The sequence below is a fragment of the Blautia sp. HA3515 genome, assembly GCF_059933065.1.
The window spans coordinates 1-13,753 of sequence record NZ_JAYFUY010000165.1 but is presented as its reverse complement, the minus strand read 5'-3'; the positions used below and the strand labels follow the sequence as shown (position 1 = coordinate 13,753).

The 13,753-nt window shown below is 46.3% G+C and carries 15 protein-coding genes and 1 pseudogene; all 16 read right to left on the bottom strand.

The genetic code is table 11. The annotated features are described in order from the left end of the window. Nucleotides 1-1,112 (bottom strand): annotated as a pseudogene (locus R1Y93_RS13220) (hypothetical protein); the annotation flags it as partial. Further along, complete coding sequence (locus tag R1Y93_RS13215; protein ID WP_500823187.1) at nt 1,112-1,348, bottom strand: DUF4430 domain-containing protein; 237 nt, start codon at nt 1,346-1,348, stop codon at nt 1,112-1,114. The gene R1Y93_RS13215 and the pseudogene R1Y93_RS13220, both read right to left, overlap by 1 nt. Then, nucleotides 1,348-2,160, bottom strand: coding sequence for a hypothetical protein (locus tag R1Y93_RS13210; RefSeq protein WP_500823186.1), 813 nt, complete (start codon nt 2,158-2,160; stop codon nt 1,348-1,350). Before R1Y93_RS13210 ends, R1Y93_RS13215 begins: the two co-directional genes overlap by 1 nt. After that, entirely contained in the window at nt 2,114-2,470 is a 357-nt protein-coding gene (locus R1Y93_RS13205) for a hypothetical protein (protein ID WP_500823185.1), read from the bottom strand. The genes R1Y93_RS13210 and R1Y93_RS13205 overlap by 47 nt, the downstream gene beginning before the upstream one ends. Nucleotides 2,471-2,478: 8 nt before the next feature. Next, nucleotides 2,479-4,782: a transglutaminase TgpA family protein gene (locus R1Y93_RS13200; RefSeq protein ID WP_500823184.1), complete on the bottom strand. Its 2,304-nt coding sequence runs from the start codon at nt 4,780-4,782 to the stop codon at nt 2,479-2,481. Beyond that, nucleotides 4,695-5,093 carry a hypothetical protein gene (locus R1Y93_RS13195; RefSeq protein WP_500823183.1) on the bottom strand — a complete coding sequence of 133 codons (399 nt, stop codon included), beginning with the start codon at nt 5,091-5,093 and terminating at the stop codon, nt 4,695-4,697. Before R1Y93_RS13195 ends, R1Y93_RS13200 begins: the two co-directional genes overlap by 88 nt. A gap of 28 nt (nt 5,094-5,121) precedes the next feature. Continuing rightward, entirely contained in the window at nt 5,122-5,883 is a 762-nt protein-coding gene (locus R1Y93_RS13190; RefSeq protein WP_500823182.1) for a DUF58 domain-containing protein, read from the bottom strand. Then, a complete protein-coding gene (locus tag R1Y93_RS13185) occupies nt 5,880-6,815 on the bottom strand; it encodes an AAA family ATPase (protein WP_500823181.1) in 936 nt (311 codons plus the stop codon). The genes R1Y93_RS13190 and R1Y93_RS13185 overlap by 4 nt, the downstream gene beginning before the upstream one ends. A 15-nt stretch (nt 6,816-6,830) precedes the next feature. Beyond that, nucleotides 6,831-7,793 (bottom strand): prenyltransferase/squalene oxidase repeat-containing protein, encoded by a 963-nt coding sequence (locus R1Y93_RS13180; protein ID WP_500823180.1) that lies wholly within the window; start codon nt 7,791-7,793, stop codon nt 6,831-6,833. Then, complete coding sequence (locus R1Y93_RS13175; RefSeq protein ID WP_500823179.1) at nt 7,793-8,551, bottom strand: sugar phosphate isomerase/epimerase family protein; 759 nt, start codon at nt 8,549-8,551, stop codon at nt 7,793-7,795. Before R1Y93_RS13175 ends, R1Y93_RS13180 begins: the two co-directional genes overlap by 1 nt. Nucleotides 8,552-8,570: 19 nt before the next feature. After that, nucleotides 8,571-8,939, bottom strand: coding sequence for a hypothetical protein (locus tag R1Y93_RS13170; protein ID WP_500823178.1), 369 nt, complete (start codon nt 8,937-8,939; stop codon nt 8,571-8,573). A 77-nt stretch (nt 8,940-9,016) separates the two neighbouring features. Further along, a complete protein-coding gene (locus R1Y93_RS13165) occupies nt 9,017-9,436 on the bottom strand; it encodes a hypothetical protein (protein WP_500823177.1) in 420 nt (139 codons plus the stop codon). Then, the gene (locus R1Y93_RS13160) at nt 9,415-11,109 is read right to left on the bottom strand and encodes an ABC transporter ATP-binding protein (RefSeq protein ID WP_500823176.1); all 1,695 of its coding nucleotides are present in this window, start codon (nt 11,107-11,109) and stop codon (nt 9,415-9,417) included. The genes R1Y93_RS13165 and R1Y93_RS13160 overlap by 22 nt, the downstream gene beginning before the upstream one ends. 85 nt (nt 11,110-11,194) lie before the next feature. Next, complete coding sequence (locus tag R1Y93_RS13155; RefSeq protein WP_500823175.1) at nt 11,195-11,632, bottom strand: hypothetical protein; 438 nt, start codon at nt 11,630-11,632, stop codon at nt 11,195-11,197. After that, nucleotides 11,629-12,990, bottom strand: a complete 1,362-nt coding sequence (locus R1Y93_RS13150; protein WP_500823174.1) for a leucine-rich repeat protein — start codon at nt 12,988-12,990, stop codon at nt 11,629-11,631. Before R1Y93_RS13150 ends, R1Y93_RS13155 begins: the two co-directional genes overlap by 4 nt. Before the next feature lie 364 nt (nt 12,991-13,354). Continuing rightward, a partial coding sequence (locus tag R1Y93_RS13145; RefSeq protein WP_500823173.1) for a EutP/PduV family microcompartment system protein occupies nt 13,355-13,753 on the bottom strand: 399 nt, incomplete at its 5' end.

Here is a 13,753-nt window from a genome sequence, read left to right as displayed (position 1 = left end):
TGTGCCTGGGATTTATTTCCTCCGTATCCTGGCCTTTGTGCCAGACCTCCCGGTGTGGCAGCTTTTATATCCGGGATCCGGATCACAAGCTGTTCACTGATATTGCCTGACAGATCCTTCACTGCTATGACCAGATCCTTTTCCCCTGCGGTCAGACCGGTAAGGGCGATGGTATCTGTTCCTTCACCTACCTGTGTTCCTTTTTGGGAAGTATCCAGCTTTGGCAGGGCTGCACCAGCCTCTGTCACCTGATAATACCGGTAACCTTTTTCACTGGTCTTATATACCACTGAAGCCGTATCCGTGGAAATTCGGCTTGCACTTATTCTCTTTAACACAGGAGGAGTTGTATCCATCGTAGATAAAGTCAGGTAATAATCCTTTTTCGTACCGTCAGGAGCCGTTACCTGGATCCTTACCTCCAGCTTTCTTTCGTTATCTGCAAACACAAGCTTCCAGAATCTATGCCCCATTCTATCATCATGTTCTTTAATAGATTCATCCTTTTCCACAGTAGAAGCTTTCACACCGCTTAATGCATATACATGGATCTCACATTCTCCTGCCGCCTCAGGCCACAGATTCAGGCTTTTTCGTTCCCCCTCATAAACCGCTTTATACTTATCGTGCTCTACAGACAGCTGCGGATCCAGCTTCAGGATCCCTTTGCCGTAAGTATCAGAACTGGACACGTACAAAGCCTGAAGTACAGGTGTTTCTGTTGGCTGTGGTTCTTCTGTTGGTAATGGTATTTCCGTTGGCAGCGGTGCTTCTGTTGGCAGTGGTGCTTCCGTTGGCAATGGTGCTTCTGTTGGCAATGGATTTTCTGTTGGTGCCGGCGCTTCCGTTGGTAATGGCACTTCTGTTGGTACCGGCGCTTCCGTTGGAAGTGGCACTTCTGTTGGTGCCGGCGCTTTTGCTGGCAATGGCACTTCTGTTGGTAATGGCACTTCCGTTGGCAATGGCACTTCCGTTGGTGCCGGGATCTCTGTAAGCACAGGTCCTTCTGTGGGCAATGGATTTTCGGTTGGTATCGTTTCTCCTCCTGTTTCGGTTTGCAAAGACCCAAGAAGAAAAACTACAAGAAGCATTCCTGTTAATAATCGTTTCATTACCAGTCCCCCCATGTTTCTCCTGTTTGGCCGGCCCCTACATCAGCACCGGAATACAGGGAAAAGCGAAGCCGTATTTCATCTCCGTCTGCCGGAAAATAAGCAGACATTCCCACATTCATATATTCTCCGTTTACAAAGTACAGCCATCCGGATTCCATTGTAAAATCAAATTCTCCGATCCAGTTGGCATCATGCTCTGACAGCTGACAGTTGGCAGCGACCAGATGATCCATCAGATTCCTGCGGAATAGCAGCGCTGGCAGCAATCCCGCCTCTCCCAATGGCTTTCAGGTGAGAAGCCTCCGGAAACATCCCCATCATTCCTCCAGTCAAAGCCCTGGGTCTGCAAAAATCTTAAAAGTACGGAAGACAGCTGTTCTCCCTGATAAAACCCTATGGCGGTAGATGGAAGAATAGTTCCAAGACCAATGGTACCAGCTTCAATACTGATGGTCACAGATCCTGCAGGCTGCTGCTCCTCCTCTGAGCCTTTATAAATAGTAAACACAGGAAGAGTGGTACATCTGCCCTCCTCATCTGTAGCACGGATGTCTATGGTATTAGCTCCTTCTGTCAGATCCAAACGGTAGGCAAAGATTCCATCAGAAGGCTCTCCTCTGGAAGAAAGCCGCTGTCCATTCCCTGTGATCTCAAGTGCCGAAGCCGAAAGGCTGTTGCCATACCAGTCCTTTGCCTGTACGTAGAAAGTTCGGTAAGAAGCATTGACCGTTTCTCCATCTGTCAGATCTGTGGCAACCGTAGGATACTGATTTACCGGTTCCTCAGGCACCGGTGAAGGAGTAGGTGCTTCTGTAGGAGCAGGCGTTACCGGTACCTGTGCGCCATCTTGATTACGGTCATCATTTTGATCAGAAGCATTTTCCTCATGCTCTGTGCTGTTTTCTTCCCCTGAAGGTTCATATACAATGGTATTGGTCTGAGAATCCGGATCCGGCACTGCAGGTGCGTCTGTCACCTGAACAGGGGTTGGATCTGTCTTATCCTGTATTTCTTCTTCTGGATCTGCAGGCGTTACAGCAGGCACAGGAGAAGGTGTTATTTTTTCTTTCTTGGGGTGTTACCGTAGGTTCAGGCAAAGTCTGAGCCTGCTGGATAAAATCCTGTTCCCCCTGACTGTTTCCTTTGTCCTGTCCACCATATGCATATCCCTTACCAAGATATCCCTTTAAGGAACTTTGGGCATTGATCCCCTGAATAGGATCTGTCTGGATCTCCTGCTTTTCCTGACGAAATCCGCTGTACAACACAGCCAGAAAGAGCATCAAAAATGCCAGTGGAAGAACATTTGTCCATATTTTGTTTTTCCTGTTTTTTCCCTTGCTCCTTTTTTTCATTGCTTTCTTTAATATAGCCTTTCAATATATTTCATAACCCAGTTGTCAAACCAGTTTTTCTGTTTCTTTAATTCCTTTTTCAGGATACGGATACATTCCCTGCAGTTATCCTTTTCCTGAAGCTGTATTTTGTGCGGGCTGAAAGCCGCCTTCTGCCCCGCCTGATAAACCTGCTGATACAGCTCCTCTGCCCTTTTGGAATACCCATTCTCTCCTCTGCTATAAAGATCCTCTGCGTATCCGGCCATTGCGCAAAGCGCTTTCTTGTCATCTCTGCTAAAAAACCGTTTCCTGCGCCTGTATGAAGCACGTATCCGAAGCATAACCACAGTAAAAATAAAAAGCACGCAGAAACCATCAAAAACAGCCAGGAAAAGAAGGAGAAATTTTTCTATGCCAAACAAGGCAAGCTTCAGACTCCAGTGAGTCTGTATATTTTCCTCTTCCTGCATGTTCTGTGTTTCTTCTGGCACTGCCTTTGCCTGTCTGCCCTTTGCCTCCAGGCCTGTTTTCAAGTCAGCCTCTTCCATAACCCCATAATATTCAGGAGTCATTTCTACTGGCACAAAGCCCAGCCCATCAATATAGATCTCAGTCCAGGCATGACCGTTTTTCCCTGGTATTTCCAAGGGCTCTCCTGTTTCCGTATCCTGTATATCTGCAGAAGTGACCAGATATCCTTCCACATACCTGGAAGGAATGCCATAATATCGGAACATTAAGGCAGCTGCTGTTGCAAAATGTACACTATGGCCAATCTTCTTATCTTCCAGAAATTCACGGACAAAATCCCCACTTTTGCTGTAAGGATCTGCTGCACTGCTGTATGTCATATGCTTTTCCAGATAAGCTCGGATCCTGGTAATGGCTGTGTAGTAATCCGTATGTCCCTGATTTCTGTCTCCTGCATCTCCCAGTTCCTGCTTAAATAAGCTTTCAAGAGCTTTTGGCAGCTGCAGGTCATTGGCATAAACAAAAGCATTGTAATAGCTTTCTGCCTGCCTGTATCCCAGATACTTCCCGGAAGCAAGCAGCTGGTATATCTGTGCCCCCAGGTCTGTAAACTGGCTGGTAAGAGGCTGAACAGTGGTAAAAGAATAGCTCCGCTGGCCCCAAAATCCTTTTGCGCCAACTGTACTGTCTGCCAGTCCATCCTCTCCCTGACATCCTTCCGGAAGCAGCTGCATTTCATATGGTGTATAAAGATATCGGCTGTCCGCAGCCAGATTTTTTACGCTGACCTTCTGGCTGCTGATGCTGGTATCTGTAAGCCTGGCACCACTGGCAAGCTGTGTTTCCCCATAAAAGCCTTTCTGATGCAGCCAGTAAAAAAGATTACGTTCCTGATAAGCACTGGAAGGATCTATGCTTTTCCAGCTGCTGCCATCATACCTTGAGCCCACAAAGCCACGCAGGTACATGGGCTGAGGCTTTTCCATGGAGATTCTAAGAGCCGTTTCATCAGAACCCGTCCAATTTCCTGTATTTTTCAGATTTCCCCAGGTAAGACCATTTAACTGACCTTTTTTAAAACGAAGATCATACAAGGCTTCTCCTGCTTTTTCCTTTGCATCAGACACAACTTGCAGATCCTGATATTCTTCCTGGGGAAGTATTCTTGCAAGAATCAGTCCTGCTGCCAAAATCACAGCTGCCAGGAAAAGTACACCCTCCCCAAAAGCCAGATCCTGTGCAAAGGCATCCTTGCCTGTGTGCATCCGGATCAAGCTAAGCACCAGGGAGAAATAAAAAATAACAAAAAGACCAGGATCCGGGAAACTGCCGGTAAGCACCATAAGCAACACAGGCACCAAACCATACAAAACCAATATCAAACTGATCCGCCAGCGAAAAAAAAGATACCCTGCTGCTCCGGCAGCTATCCCAAGGCAGACCAGAAAAACCGTTGCAGCCAGCTCCGTATCCAAATCTGTAACAGTCTGATACCGTACAAGATAGATCCCGGCACTGCTCCCAAGCAGGTCTGCCCCTTTATTCCAGAATACAACAGCTCCTGCCAGTAAAAGCCTGCGAAAGAAAAAAATAATGATTCCTGTAATCAGAAAAATCAGGGTTCCTGTAATCTGTCTGCCTTTTTTCATAGTTTCGGTAAATAAACAGACCAGTGCCGTAATAAACACACTGCATAAAAAAGGCAGTCTGTCTGCGGCCCCTGTAAGCATTTCAAGAAGCAAAAATATCCCTGCCCCGCAAATGCCCAGGATCAGCCCAGCTTCCAGCAAAATACCGGGCAGCTGCTGTCTGTATTTTGTTTTTTGTTTTTGTCCTGGCATTGTAAGCCAAACTTCCATGTAATCTGAACTCCTTCGCTGTCTGAGCCTTTGCCTCCGCACTTCAGGACAGTAATCTGTCCCCTGTTTTTCAGAAACTGTGCAGAGATATCCTCCGGTTCCCCTGTAAGATAGATATACTCTGCAAATCTTACTGTACCTGGATTTTCCAGATATTTCCGTACAACTACCGGTTCATCTTTAGTTCCTGTGCTTTGCAGGAAAAGATAAAGAACTCTTTCCAGATCTTCCCTGGTACCGATCTTCTGTATATGTAGCCTTCCTGCAGACCTGTCATAAACCCCAGCCTGGCAGGAGATCTTACGTTCCATAAAGTCTTCCAGAATTGCAGCAAATACTTCAGCTGCTGCTTCTGCTCTCTAATGGGTTTCTATCCTTCTGGAAGCTTTCTGCCAGAAGCAATACTGTGTCATCTACAGGATAACTTTTTTCCCGGATCATCACATCATCAAGCTTACCTGTAAGCTTCCAGTGGATCTGACGGATATTGTCCCCTGGCCTGTATGACCGGATATCATATGTTTCTCCAGGATCATCACCGGGGCGCATCCCCGAATAGCGGAAGCTTTCCATGTCAAAGCCCTCTCCCAAAAGAAAAGAAAAGCTTTTTTTCTGTCTGTCAGGCATGATTACCACTTCCCTGCTTTCTTTTGTCTGCCTTTTTCCTGAAAAAATATGGAAAAGATCCTGGCAGTACCATTTTCCAAAAGTAAAGGCAACACATCCGCACCAACTGCTCTCCCCCTGAAATTCAATGATCTGTTTGCCTTTACTTTGCAAGGAAAAGCTTATGGGCAGCCATCCCTTTTCTCCAGTCAGTGTATTTTCCCACCACAGCTTTCCTTTTCCTGCAAAAACAGGAAGGATCGAAAGATTCCGAACCTGCAGCTCCCCTGTAAATTCCCTGCCCCTTTCTGCTGCTCTTGGCAGTTTGATCTGAACCTGCAGCTTACGTCCTGTACAGATCAGAAGGATCCCGGACATCACAAACGCCACACAGGAAATCAGAAGCAACGCCATATACAGATATTCCCCTGTAAATACTGATGCAGCCGCCATGCCCGCCAGCCACAGAAGCCAGATCAGCCTGCTTTTCATCATCCGTCTACCCTTGGCACAGGCACCTGTAAAAGGATCTGCTCCAGGATCTGTCGCGAACCTTTGTCCTCATACCTGGCTTTGGCATCCAGCACCATCCTGTGGCCTGCCACATCTGCGAATACTGCCTGTACATCCTTTGGCACCACATAATCCCGTTTCTCCATAAAGGCATGAGCCTTGGCCATACGCATCAAAGCCAAAGTACCTCTGGGGCTTAAGCCTAAGGTGATCAACTCATCTGCCCTGGTAGCCTCTGCAAGAGAAACGGCATAGTCCAGCACTGCATCGGATACATATACCTTTTGTACCTGCTCCTGAAGGGAAAGCAGTTCCTCTCTTGTAAGCACAGGTGCTGTATGTTCCAAAGGGTTTTCTTTTTGTCTGTCACGAAGCAGTTCCACCAGGCTGTCATGATCCGGGTACCCCATACTCAGGCTGACCATAAAGCGGTCCAGCTGGGATTCCGGCAGAAGCTGTGTTCCAAGGGAGCCTACCGGGTTTTCGGTAGCGATCACCACAAAGGGCTGAGGTACCAGATGGGCTTCCTGATCAACTGTTACCCTTCCTTCTTCCATAACCTCCAGAAGCGCAGACTGGGTCTTGCTGGAGGTACGGTTGATCTCATCTGCAAGAAGCAGATTGCACATCACTGCCCCTGGTCTGTAAAGGAACTGACCAGAGACTTTGTCGTACATGGTAAATCCGGTTACATCTGACGGCACCACATCCGGTGTAAACTGGATCCTGTTAAAATCCATACCCATCAGCCTGCTTAAAGCCAGAGCTGTGGTAGTCTTACCTACCCCAGGTACATCTTCCAGCAGGATATGTCCTTTTGCCAGCACTGCCATCAGCATTTTGTCTGTAATCTGCTTTTTCCCTTTTATGATTTTCCCAAGCTGTTCCTGCAGCAGGGTGATCTTATCAGCCAATATCCTATCCTCCCTCTATTTGTTATCAGTCATATTATAAAAGCTGTTTTGCTTTTCCAGTAATCTATGATAGGCTGCCAGTGCACAGAAAGCCTGGTCAGTTGCCAAAGGATCTGCCTCTCCCTTTGGAATATGGGCAAAGCCTCCATCACCCGTTGAAAATTCCATCAGTCTGTCATAAAGGCCCTTCCCGTCTTTTTTAAACCGGCTGTCTTCATTACAGTCCACCCCATATGTGGAAAGGGCGATCACTGTCTGGGAAATGGATTCTGAGCTTTTTGTTCCATATGCGGTATATCCTCCATCCTTATCCTGGGCATCCGCCAGGAAGGTGATCCCTTTTTCTATGGTTTCTTTTATATCCTTATCCTGCTGATAAGGCTCCAGGCAGGCCAGAGTCATTGCAGTGATATCCACATCTGCTGTATCTGCCTGATCATTTAAAGAAAAACCGCCTTCCGGCTTTTCCTTTTCAAGGATAAAATCCAAATATTGTTTTTCAAGCGGTCCCTCCACATCCAAGCGGTCTGCATTCAGGGCAAGAAGCGCAAAGACAGCGCCGTTCAGTCCCTCGGAAACCACGGTGTCATAATCCTCCAAAGGCTTTGTCAGATCATAGCCTGCAACATCTTTCGGATCGTCCCCGATGGCTGTCAGGGTAAGGATCACCCTGGAATATTCCGTATAACGGTTATCACTTAATACGCCTTCCTGTTCCTTTACTCTTTTTTCCAGGTTGGCTCTATATTTTTCATAATAATTATCTTCCACCTTGGCACCGGATCTGGCAAGTGCCAGCACAGTCCACTCTCCCCCAAGGGTATTGGATTCAGGAGAAGTAACCGTTTCCATTTCGTAAGCAGCCGTTTTCTTAACAGCATCCTTTGGTGTTTTGCTGCTGTTCCCACAGCCTGTAAGCATTACTGCCCACAGCCCGCCTATCAGAAGCCATTTTCTTATTTTATATTCTCTCACCATTATAAGGCTCCTCCTTCCAGTGATCTGATCTTCTCCCAGCATAGCTGTACATCCTCTTTTTTCATACATTCAATGGTCCATGTCCGTTCTTCAGTAAGGGGAAGGCTTTCCAGCACCTGCTGATAAGGCAGATTTCCCCGTCCAAGACCTGTATGTGCATCTCTGTCCCCAAGGTTGTCATGTACATGTACATGTGTCACATAAGGTGCAAGAGCTTTCGCCCACTCCTGCACATCCGCAGATGAATAGCAGTGTGCATGTCCAATGTCCAGGCAAAGTTTAAACTTAGGATGATCTACTTTCTTGTATACATCTAACAGTAATTCCCAGTCATCATCAAAAACATTCTCAAGTACAATTTCCAGTTCCTGCCTGCCGTCCATAAATTCACTGAAAAACCGTGACACCTGATCTGCCCAGCCCTGTTTATAATATACATAAGGATTCATTCCGGAATGAAAAACGATCTTTCTGGCTCCAAGAAGCAAACCTGCCTGATAACACTGGTCAAACCGCGTCATAGTTGCCTCCCGTACCAGTCTGTCATAGGCCGCCGGATTCACATCCAGAAAAGGACCATGGAGAATCAGTTCCCTGGTTCCCATCTTTTTTAATTTTTCCCTGTATGTGTCTATGGATTCAGAGAAATGATCCAGGTTATCTGCAATTGAAAAGTCAATGCTTTCTACTCCCATCCCGGTCTGACGGATCAACTCCTCCATCTGGTCATCCGGAAATAAATGGCTGATATATATCATATATTAATTTTACCTCATTTCACCGCTGTATAAGCCCGTATTTGACCTTGATCCTTTCCAGCTTTGTAAGCAGGGGCCGGCTCATGATACACAGAAAGACCACTGTAGATGCTGCATGTACCAGATCTACCGGAAGCCCTGAAATATAAAAAGCCAGCAGGCTTTCCTTTGTAATATACCCATAGGCCATAAGGACGCTGGCCGGATTCATGATCCCACCATAGATCAGCACTACGCTTAGAAAACCATAAATACAAAGATCTGCCTTTCTGGCCTTCAGGATTCCTTTTTTATACAGGATCCCTGCAAGAAATCCAATGATTCCAAAGGAAAACATCTGCCATGGTGTCCAGGGCCCCTGTCCCATAAACATATTGGAGATCAGCATGATCAGACAGCCTACCAGAAAGCCTGCCTCGCCTCCAAAAGAGAATCCCGGTAAGGATCACAAAGGCAGCCACAGGCTTAAAGCTTGGCACCATGAAAAAGCAGCTCTGCTGTCCAGACTCCAAGTGCAGAGAGCACAGCGATCACCATGATCTCCCTTGCCTTAGGCTTCCTGCCTTCAAACATCATAAAAAATGGCAGCATAGCTGCAGATACAACGATCAGGCTGCTGATCATATATTTTTTTCCATGGAAAATCCTCACAGACAGATATAATAAAGCCGGCACGATCAGCAGCATCAGCACAAGGGCGAACCAGGTGCGGCGCCCTCCCTTACCATCTTTTTCCATCTGTCGGATGATCAGTCCGTCCGCTAGCAGCTGATATTCCTCCAGGTTCTCTTCTGCTTCACTGATATTCTCTCTGGAAGCCGGTTCTTCCCCAGGTATTGCAAGAAAGCTATCCAGGAAATGGTCTAATTCCCGTTCTGTAAGCATACAACCACATCCTTTCCAGTTATTGCATACGGAAAATATTGTCTTGCCATTCGGTTAGCTGCTGTTGTATAGAAATTATTCCCTGCAAAAAAGCTTTTTACATCATTCTCAGTTACAATATTTCCTTCAAAAAATAATCCTGCCCGATCTGCATACTCTGCCACAAATTCTATATCATGTGAGATCATAAATATGGTCATTTCATGAGATTGAAGCTTTTTCAATATTTTTCCCAGTTCTTCCTTATATTCTCCGTCCATTCCCTTTGTTGGCTCATCCATCAGAAGGACCTTTGGACGCAGAAGAAGCACCTTGGCAAGGGCAAGTCTTTGCTGTTCTCCGCCGCTTAAATCATAGGGATGGCGTTCCAGAAGACCTTCCAGCTTTGTCAGGCTTACCATCCCTTCAATTGCTTTTTCTTTTTTCATTTGGGACTGGTACTCCAAAGACATACGCTCTTTCTTTCCTCCGATCACAGAATACAGCTCCTCCAATACCGTCTTCTTCAGGAATATACTTTGAGGATTCTGTGGAAGCACTCCCAGACATCCAAAGTACAATTCTTTATCCTTATAAGAACGAAGATCTCTGCCATAAAGGCGAATCCTTCCTCTGTATGGCTGGTTCACCCTTGACAGCAAAGATAAGGTGGTGCTTTTGCCTGTACCATTTCCTCCTACAAGTGCATAGAATTCCCCTTTATTGATCTGCAGGGAAAGATCCCTGACCACATCCTGACCATCCTTTTCATATCGGAACCACAGATCCTTTGCCTGAATGGCAGGCTCTGCCGAACCTGAAGCCGCCTTCGTTTTCTTTATACCTGTAGGGATCTGGGGATGAGCTTTTACATACTCACCCAACCATCTTCTTCCCTGGCTTACGGTAAGAGGGCATTCTCCTGTTCCTTCCACTGCACTGAAGATCTGTACAGGCACAGGCATGGAAAGAAACATTCCCTTATCAGCATCGTGAAGACCAGCTCCAACCTCTCCTGGCGTTCCCTGCATCTGTATCCGTCCATCCGCCATCACATACACCTGATCTGCATATGGAAGGATCTCCTGAAGCCTGTGCTCCGTCAGGATCACAGTAGTGCCGATATCCCGGTTGATCTTTTTTACTGTTTCCAGAAAGTCAGAGGCTGCAATGGGATCCAGCTGGGAGGTTGGCTCATCCAGGATCAGCAGGGAAGGATGCATTGCCATAACAGCAGCCAGATTCAGAAGCTGCTTCTGTCCCCCTGATAATTCTGATACATTTTTGTAGAACCACTGGTGGATGCCAAAATAGCTGGCCATCTCTGCCACCCTAAGCCGGATGGTTTCGCTGTCATATCCAAGGCTTTCCAGGCCAAAGGCCAGCTCATGCCATACTTTATCGGTAACGATCTGATTATCCGGATTCTGCATCACAAACCCGATCTCCTGGCTTTGCGTCCTGTGATCTGTTTCAGCCAGGCTTTTCCCTTTATAGAGGATCTCCCCTTTTGTTTTCCCATAAGGTGCAAGGGCTGTTTTAAGGTGACGCAAAAGGGTACTTTTCCCACATCCGCTTCTGCCGCAGATAATGTTTAAAGTGCCCTCTTTGATCATCAGCTTTGTATGATCCAGTACCCTTTTGGAACTATCCGGATAGGCAAAGCAAAAGTCACATATCTCCACAATATTCATAAGTCTTATCCTTCCTGTTCCAGTTCTTCATAGATCCGCCGGTATGTCATACCAATATCCGCACCTGCATGCTTTCGGCTGTTTTTCAGATGGATCTGTTCTGTAGCTCCAGGATCACAGGTAAAAAACAAAAAAGTCCAAAACACAAATAGGTGGCAGCAGTGAAAAAGCTGCCAGCCGATACAGGAGATGTCCTGCCCTGGATCGTAAATCCAGCCAGCAGGATCCGCGGGTTATAAGAGGCATAAGCTGCCCCTTTAGCAATGCCCACAGTAAAAATCAAGGACAAAAAGGCCATGACTGTCCCAAGGAACTTATCTCTGTTTGTAAACCTGTATATGGAAAAAGCAGTCCGTCCAGGAAGGCCATACCCTCGGCTTTTCATGGAATCTGAAGTTTCAATTGCATTCTCCAATGCCCAGGTGATCAAAATAGACAGGATATTCAGCCCATACCGGATACGCCGGAATAAACTGCCTTCTGATACATCTCTGCCCATCCCTTTCTGTCCGTTACGGATCACACCTTCAGCTGGTGCAGAAACTCCGGCACAAAGCGAAGAGCCATGGATAACACCAGAGACAATGCAGGTATGATCCTGCCAAACAAATAAACAAACTTGTCGCTGGTCATTACCTGATTGTAACAGGAAAACCATTGGATCACTACAAACATCACCGTTCCAAGTACCACGCCGTATACCAGCGCTTCAAGAGTTACCCAGTTCCCGCTGCTTTCTATATAATAAAGCATGGTAACACCATAATGGTTGAACATAGGATTCAGAAGGGCAATGATCAAAAGAGCAGGCAATGTAAAAAGAAAGTTTTGCCTCAAGGTCTTTCCTGCTCCATTCAGCAGTATCCCATAGCTTACAGCCCCGGCATAGGAAACTGCAAGAATCAGCGGATGCTGGCAGAACATGGTAAATATGAGCACAACAGCAAAATAAAAGAAATTCAACAGCGGATGACACCTGGAAAAGGTATCCACTGCCTCAAAGGCTTCAGCCTTCCTTTCGGTCTTCTTCACAGATATCTCCCTTTTTAATTCGTATTCATCGCAATAAGCGTCTATTTTACTTCCCTTTCTGCATCGGATGGTACAGCTTTTATTCACGATCCAGGGACCAATATACTCAGGATCATGGAAAATATCCAGATATTCCAGCCTGCTGCAGCCATGGAATACCCAGCGTCCCAACGTTCGCACACTTTGGGGGATCCTTACATGACGCAGGTTCTTGCATCTGAAAAATGCGCTGTCCCCAATCTCAACCAATCCTGGCGGCAGTACCAATTCTTCAAGCCCACAAAAATAAAATGCCTGCTCTCCAATAAAACGTAAAGAGGAAGGAAGCTGGATCTTCTTAAGCTCCTTACATCTGTAAAAAGCCATGTTATCAATCACACGCACGCTTTTAGGTAAAATAACTTCATTCAGCCGTACACAGGAATCAAAAGCTCCCTCTGGAATGACTGTACATCTGGAAGCCTGCGAAAAAACAACCTTTTTCAGATTATTACATTCTCTATATGCCTGTGCCCCAAGGATTTCCAAGGAGGAAGGAAATACTGTCTGCCGCAGATTATGGTTCTCTGCAAAAGCACGCTTTTTGATCTCTTTTAATGTATTCGGGAATTGTACGGATTTGCGGAACTGGCATCCTTCAAATGCCTGCCTTCCAATGATCCTGCATTTAGGCGGAAGTATTACCTCTTTGATCTTTCCATTCCCCATAAAACACTTGTCATCAACAAAGATATATTCCGGCGGGATCACCCCACACTGTTCTTTTTCCTTTTTGGTATCCTGAAATGTATAGGTACGGGAGTCGAATCTTAATGTATTCCATCCCGGTTCATTCTGATCTATGTACATAAGTAAGCTGGTCTCTCCTGGTATTTTATCGTTACTGTGCACTCTGGTAAAATATATTCCGATTACTTCCGTTGACGGCACCTGGGATATTACCTGTAATAGTACAAATAAGTAACAAAAACAGAGCCCCACGATCTGCTGTGAGCCTCTGTCCTCTTAACAACGTGTTGGATATGCTGACTAAAAATGCCTCTGTGACATTTCACACAGTGAAACGGTTCCGGAATCTCACCGGATTTCCTTTAACAGGTCATGCCTGACCTGACCACGCCTGGTAATTTACAATTTTTATATTATATCATTTCGTATTTTTAGTGTCAATAATCAGACTACTTTGCTTCCGCCGGATATAACCCGGATATAACTACTTTGCTTCCGCCGGAATAGGATCCCACTCATTAAGTCCCAGGCTTTGTCTGTACCTGGCCTCCTCCATGGTAAGCTTGGGCGTATCCTGAGAAAGATAATCAAGGAGCTCATCTATTCCTTCCCGGGTCACATTGTTCACAAGGAAAATCCGTTCACAGCCGGCATTCTCCAGCCACTGGCGTACCATAGGGATATTGGCATAAGGGGAATCGATCTTCGTGATGATCCCAATAAGAGGACGCAGAATAAAGGACTGGCATCCCTCCCCGAAAAGATTAAATGGCTCGTCTGCGGCCTGTACGATCCCTACTACATCTGCTTCAAAAGAAAAGCAGGCCAGACCTACGCTAAATCTCTTGGACTCCGCATATTCTCCCGGGGAATCAATGGTATC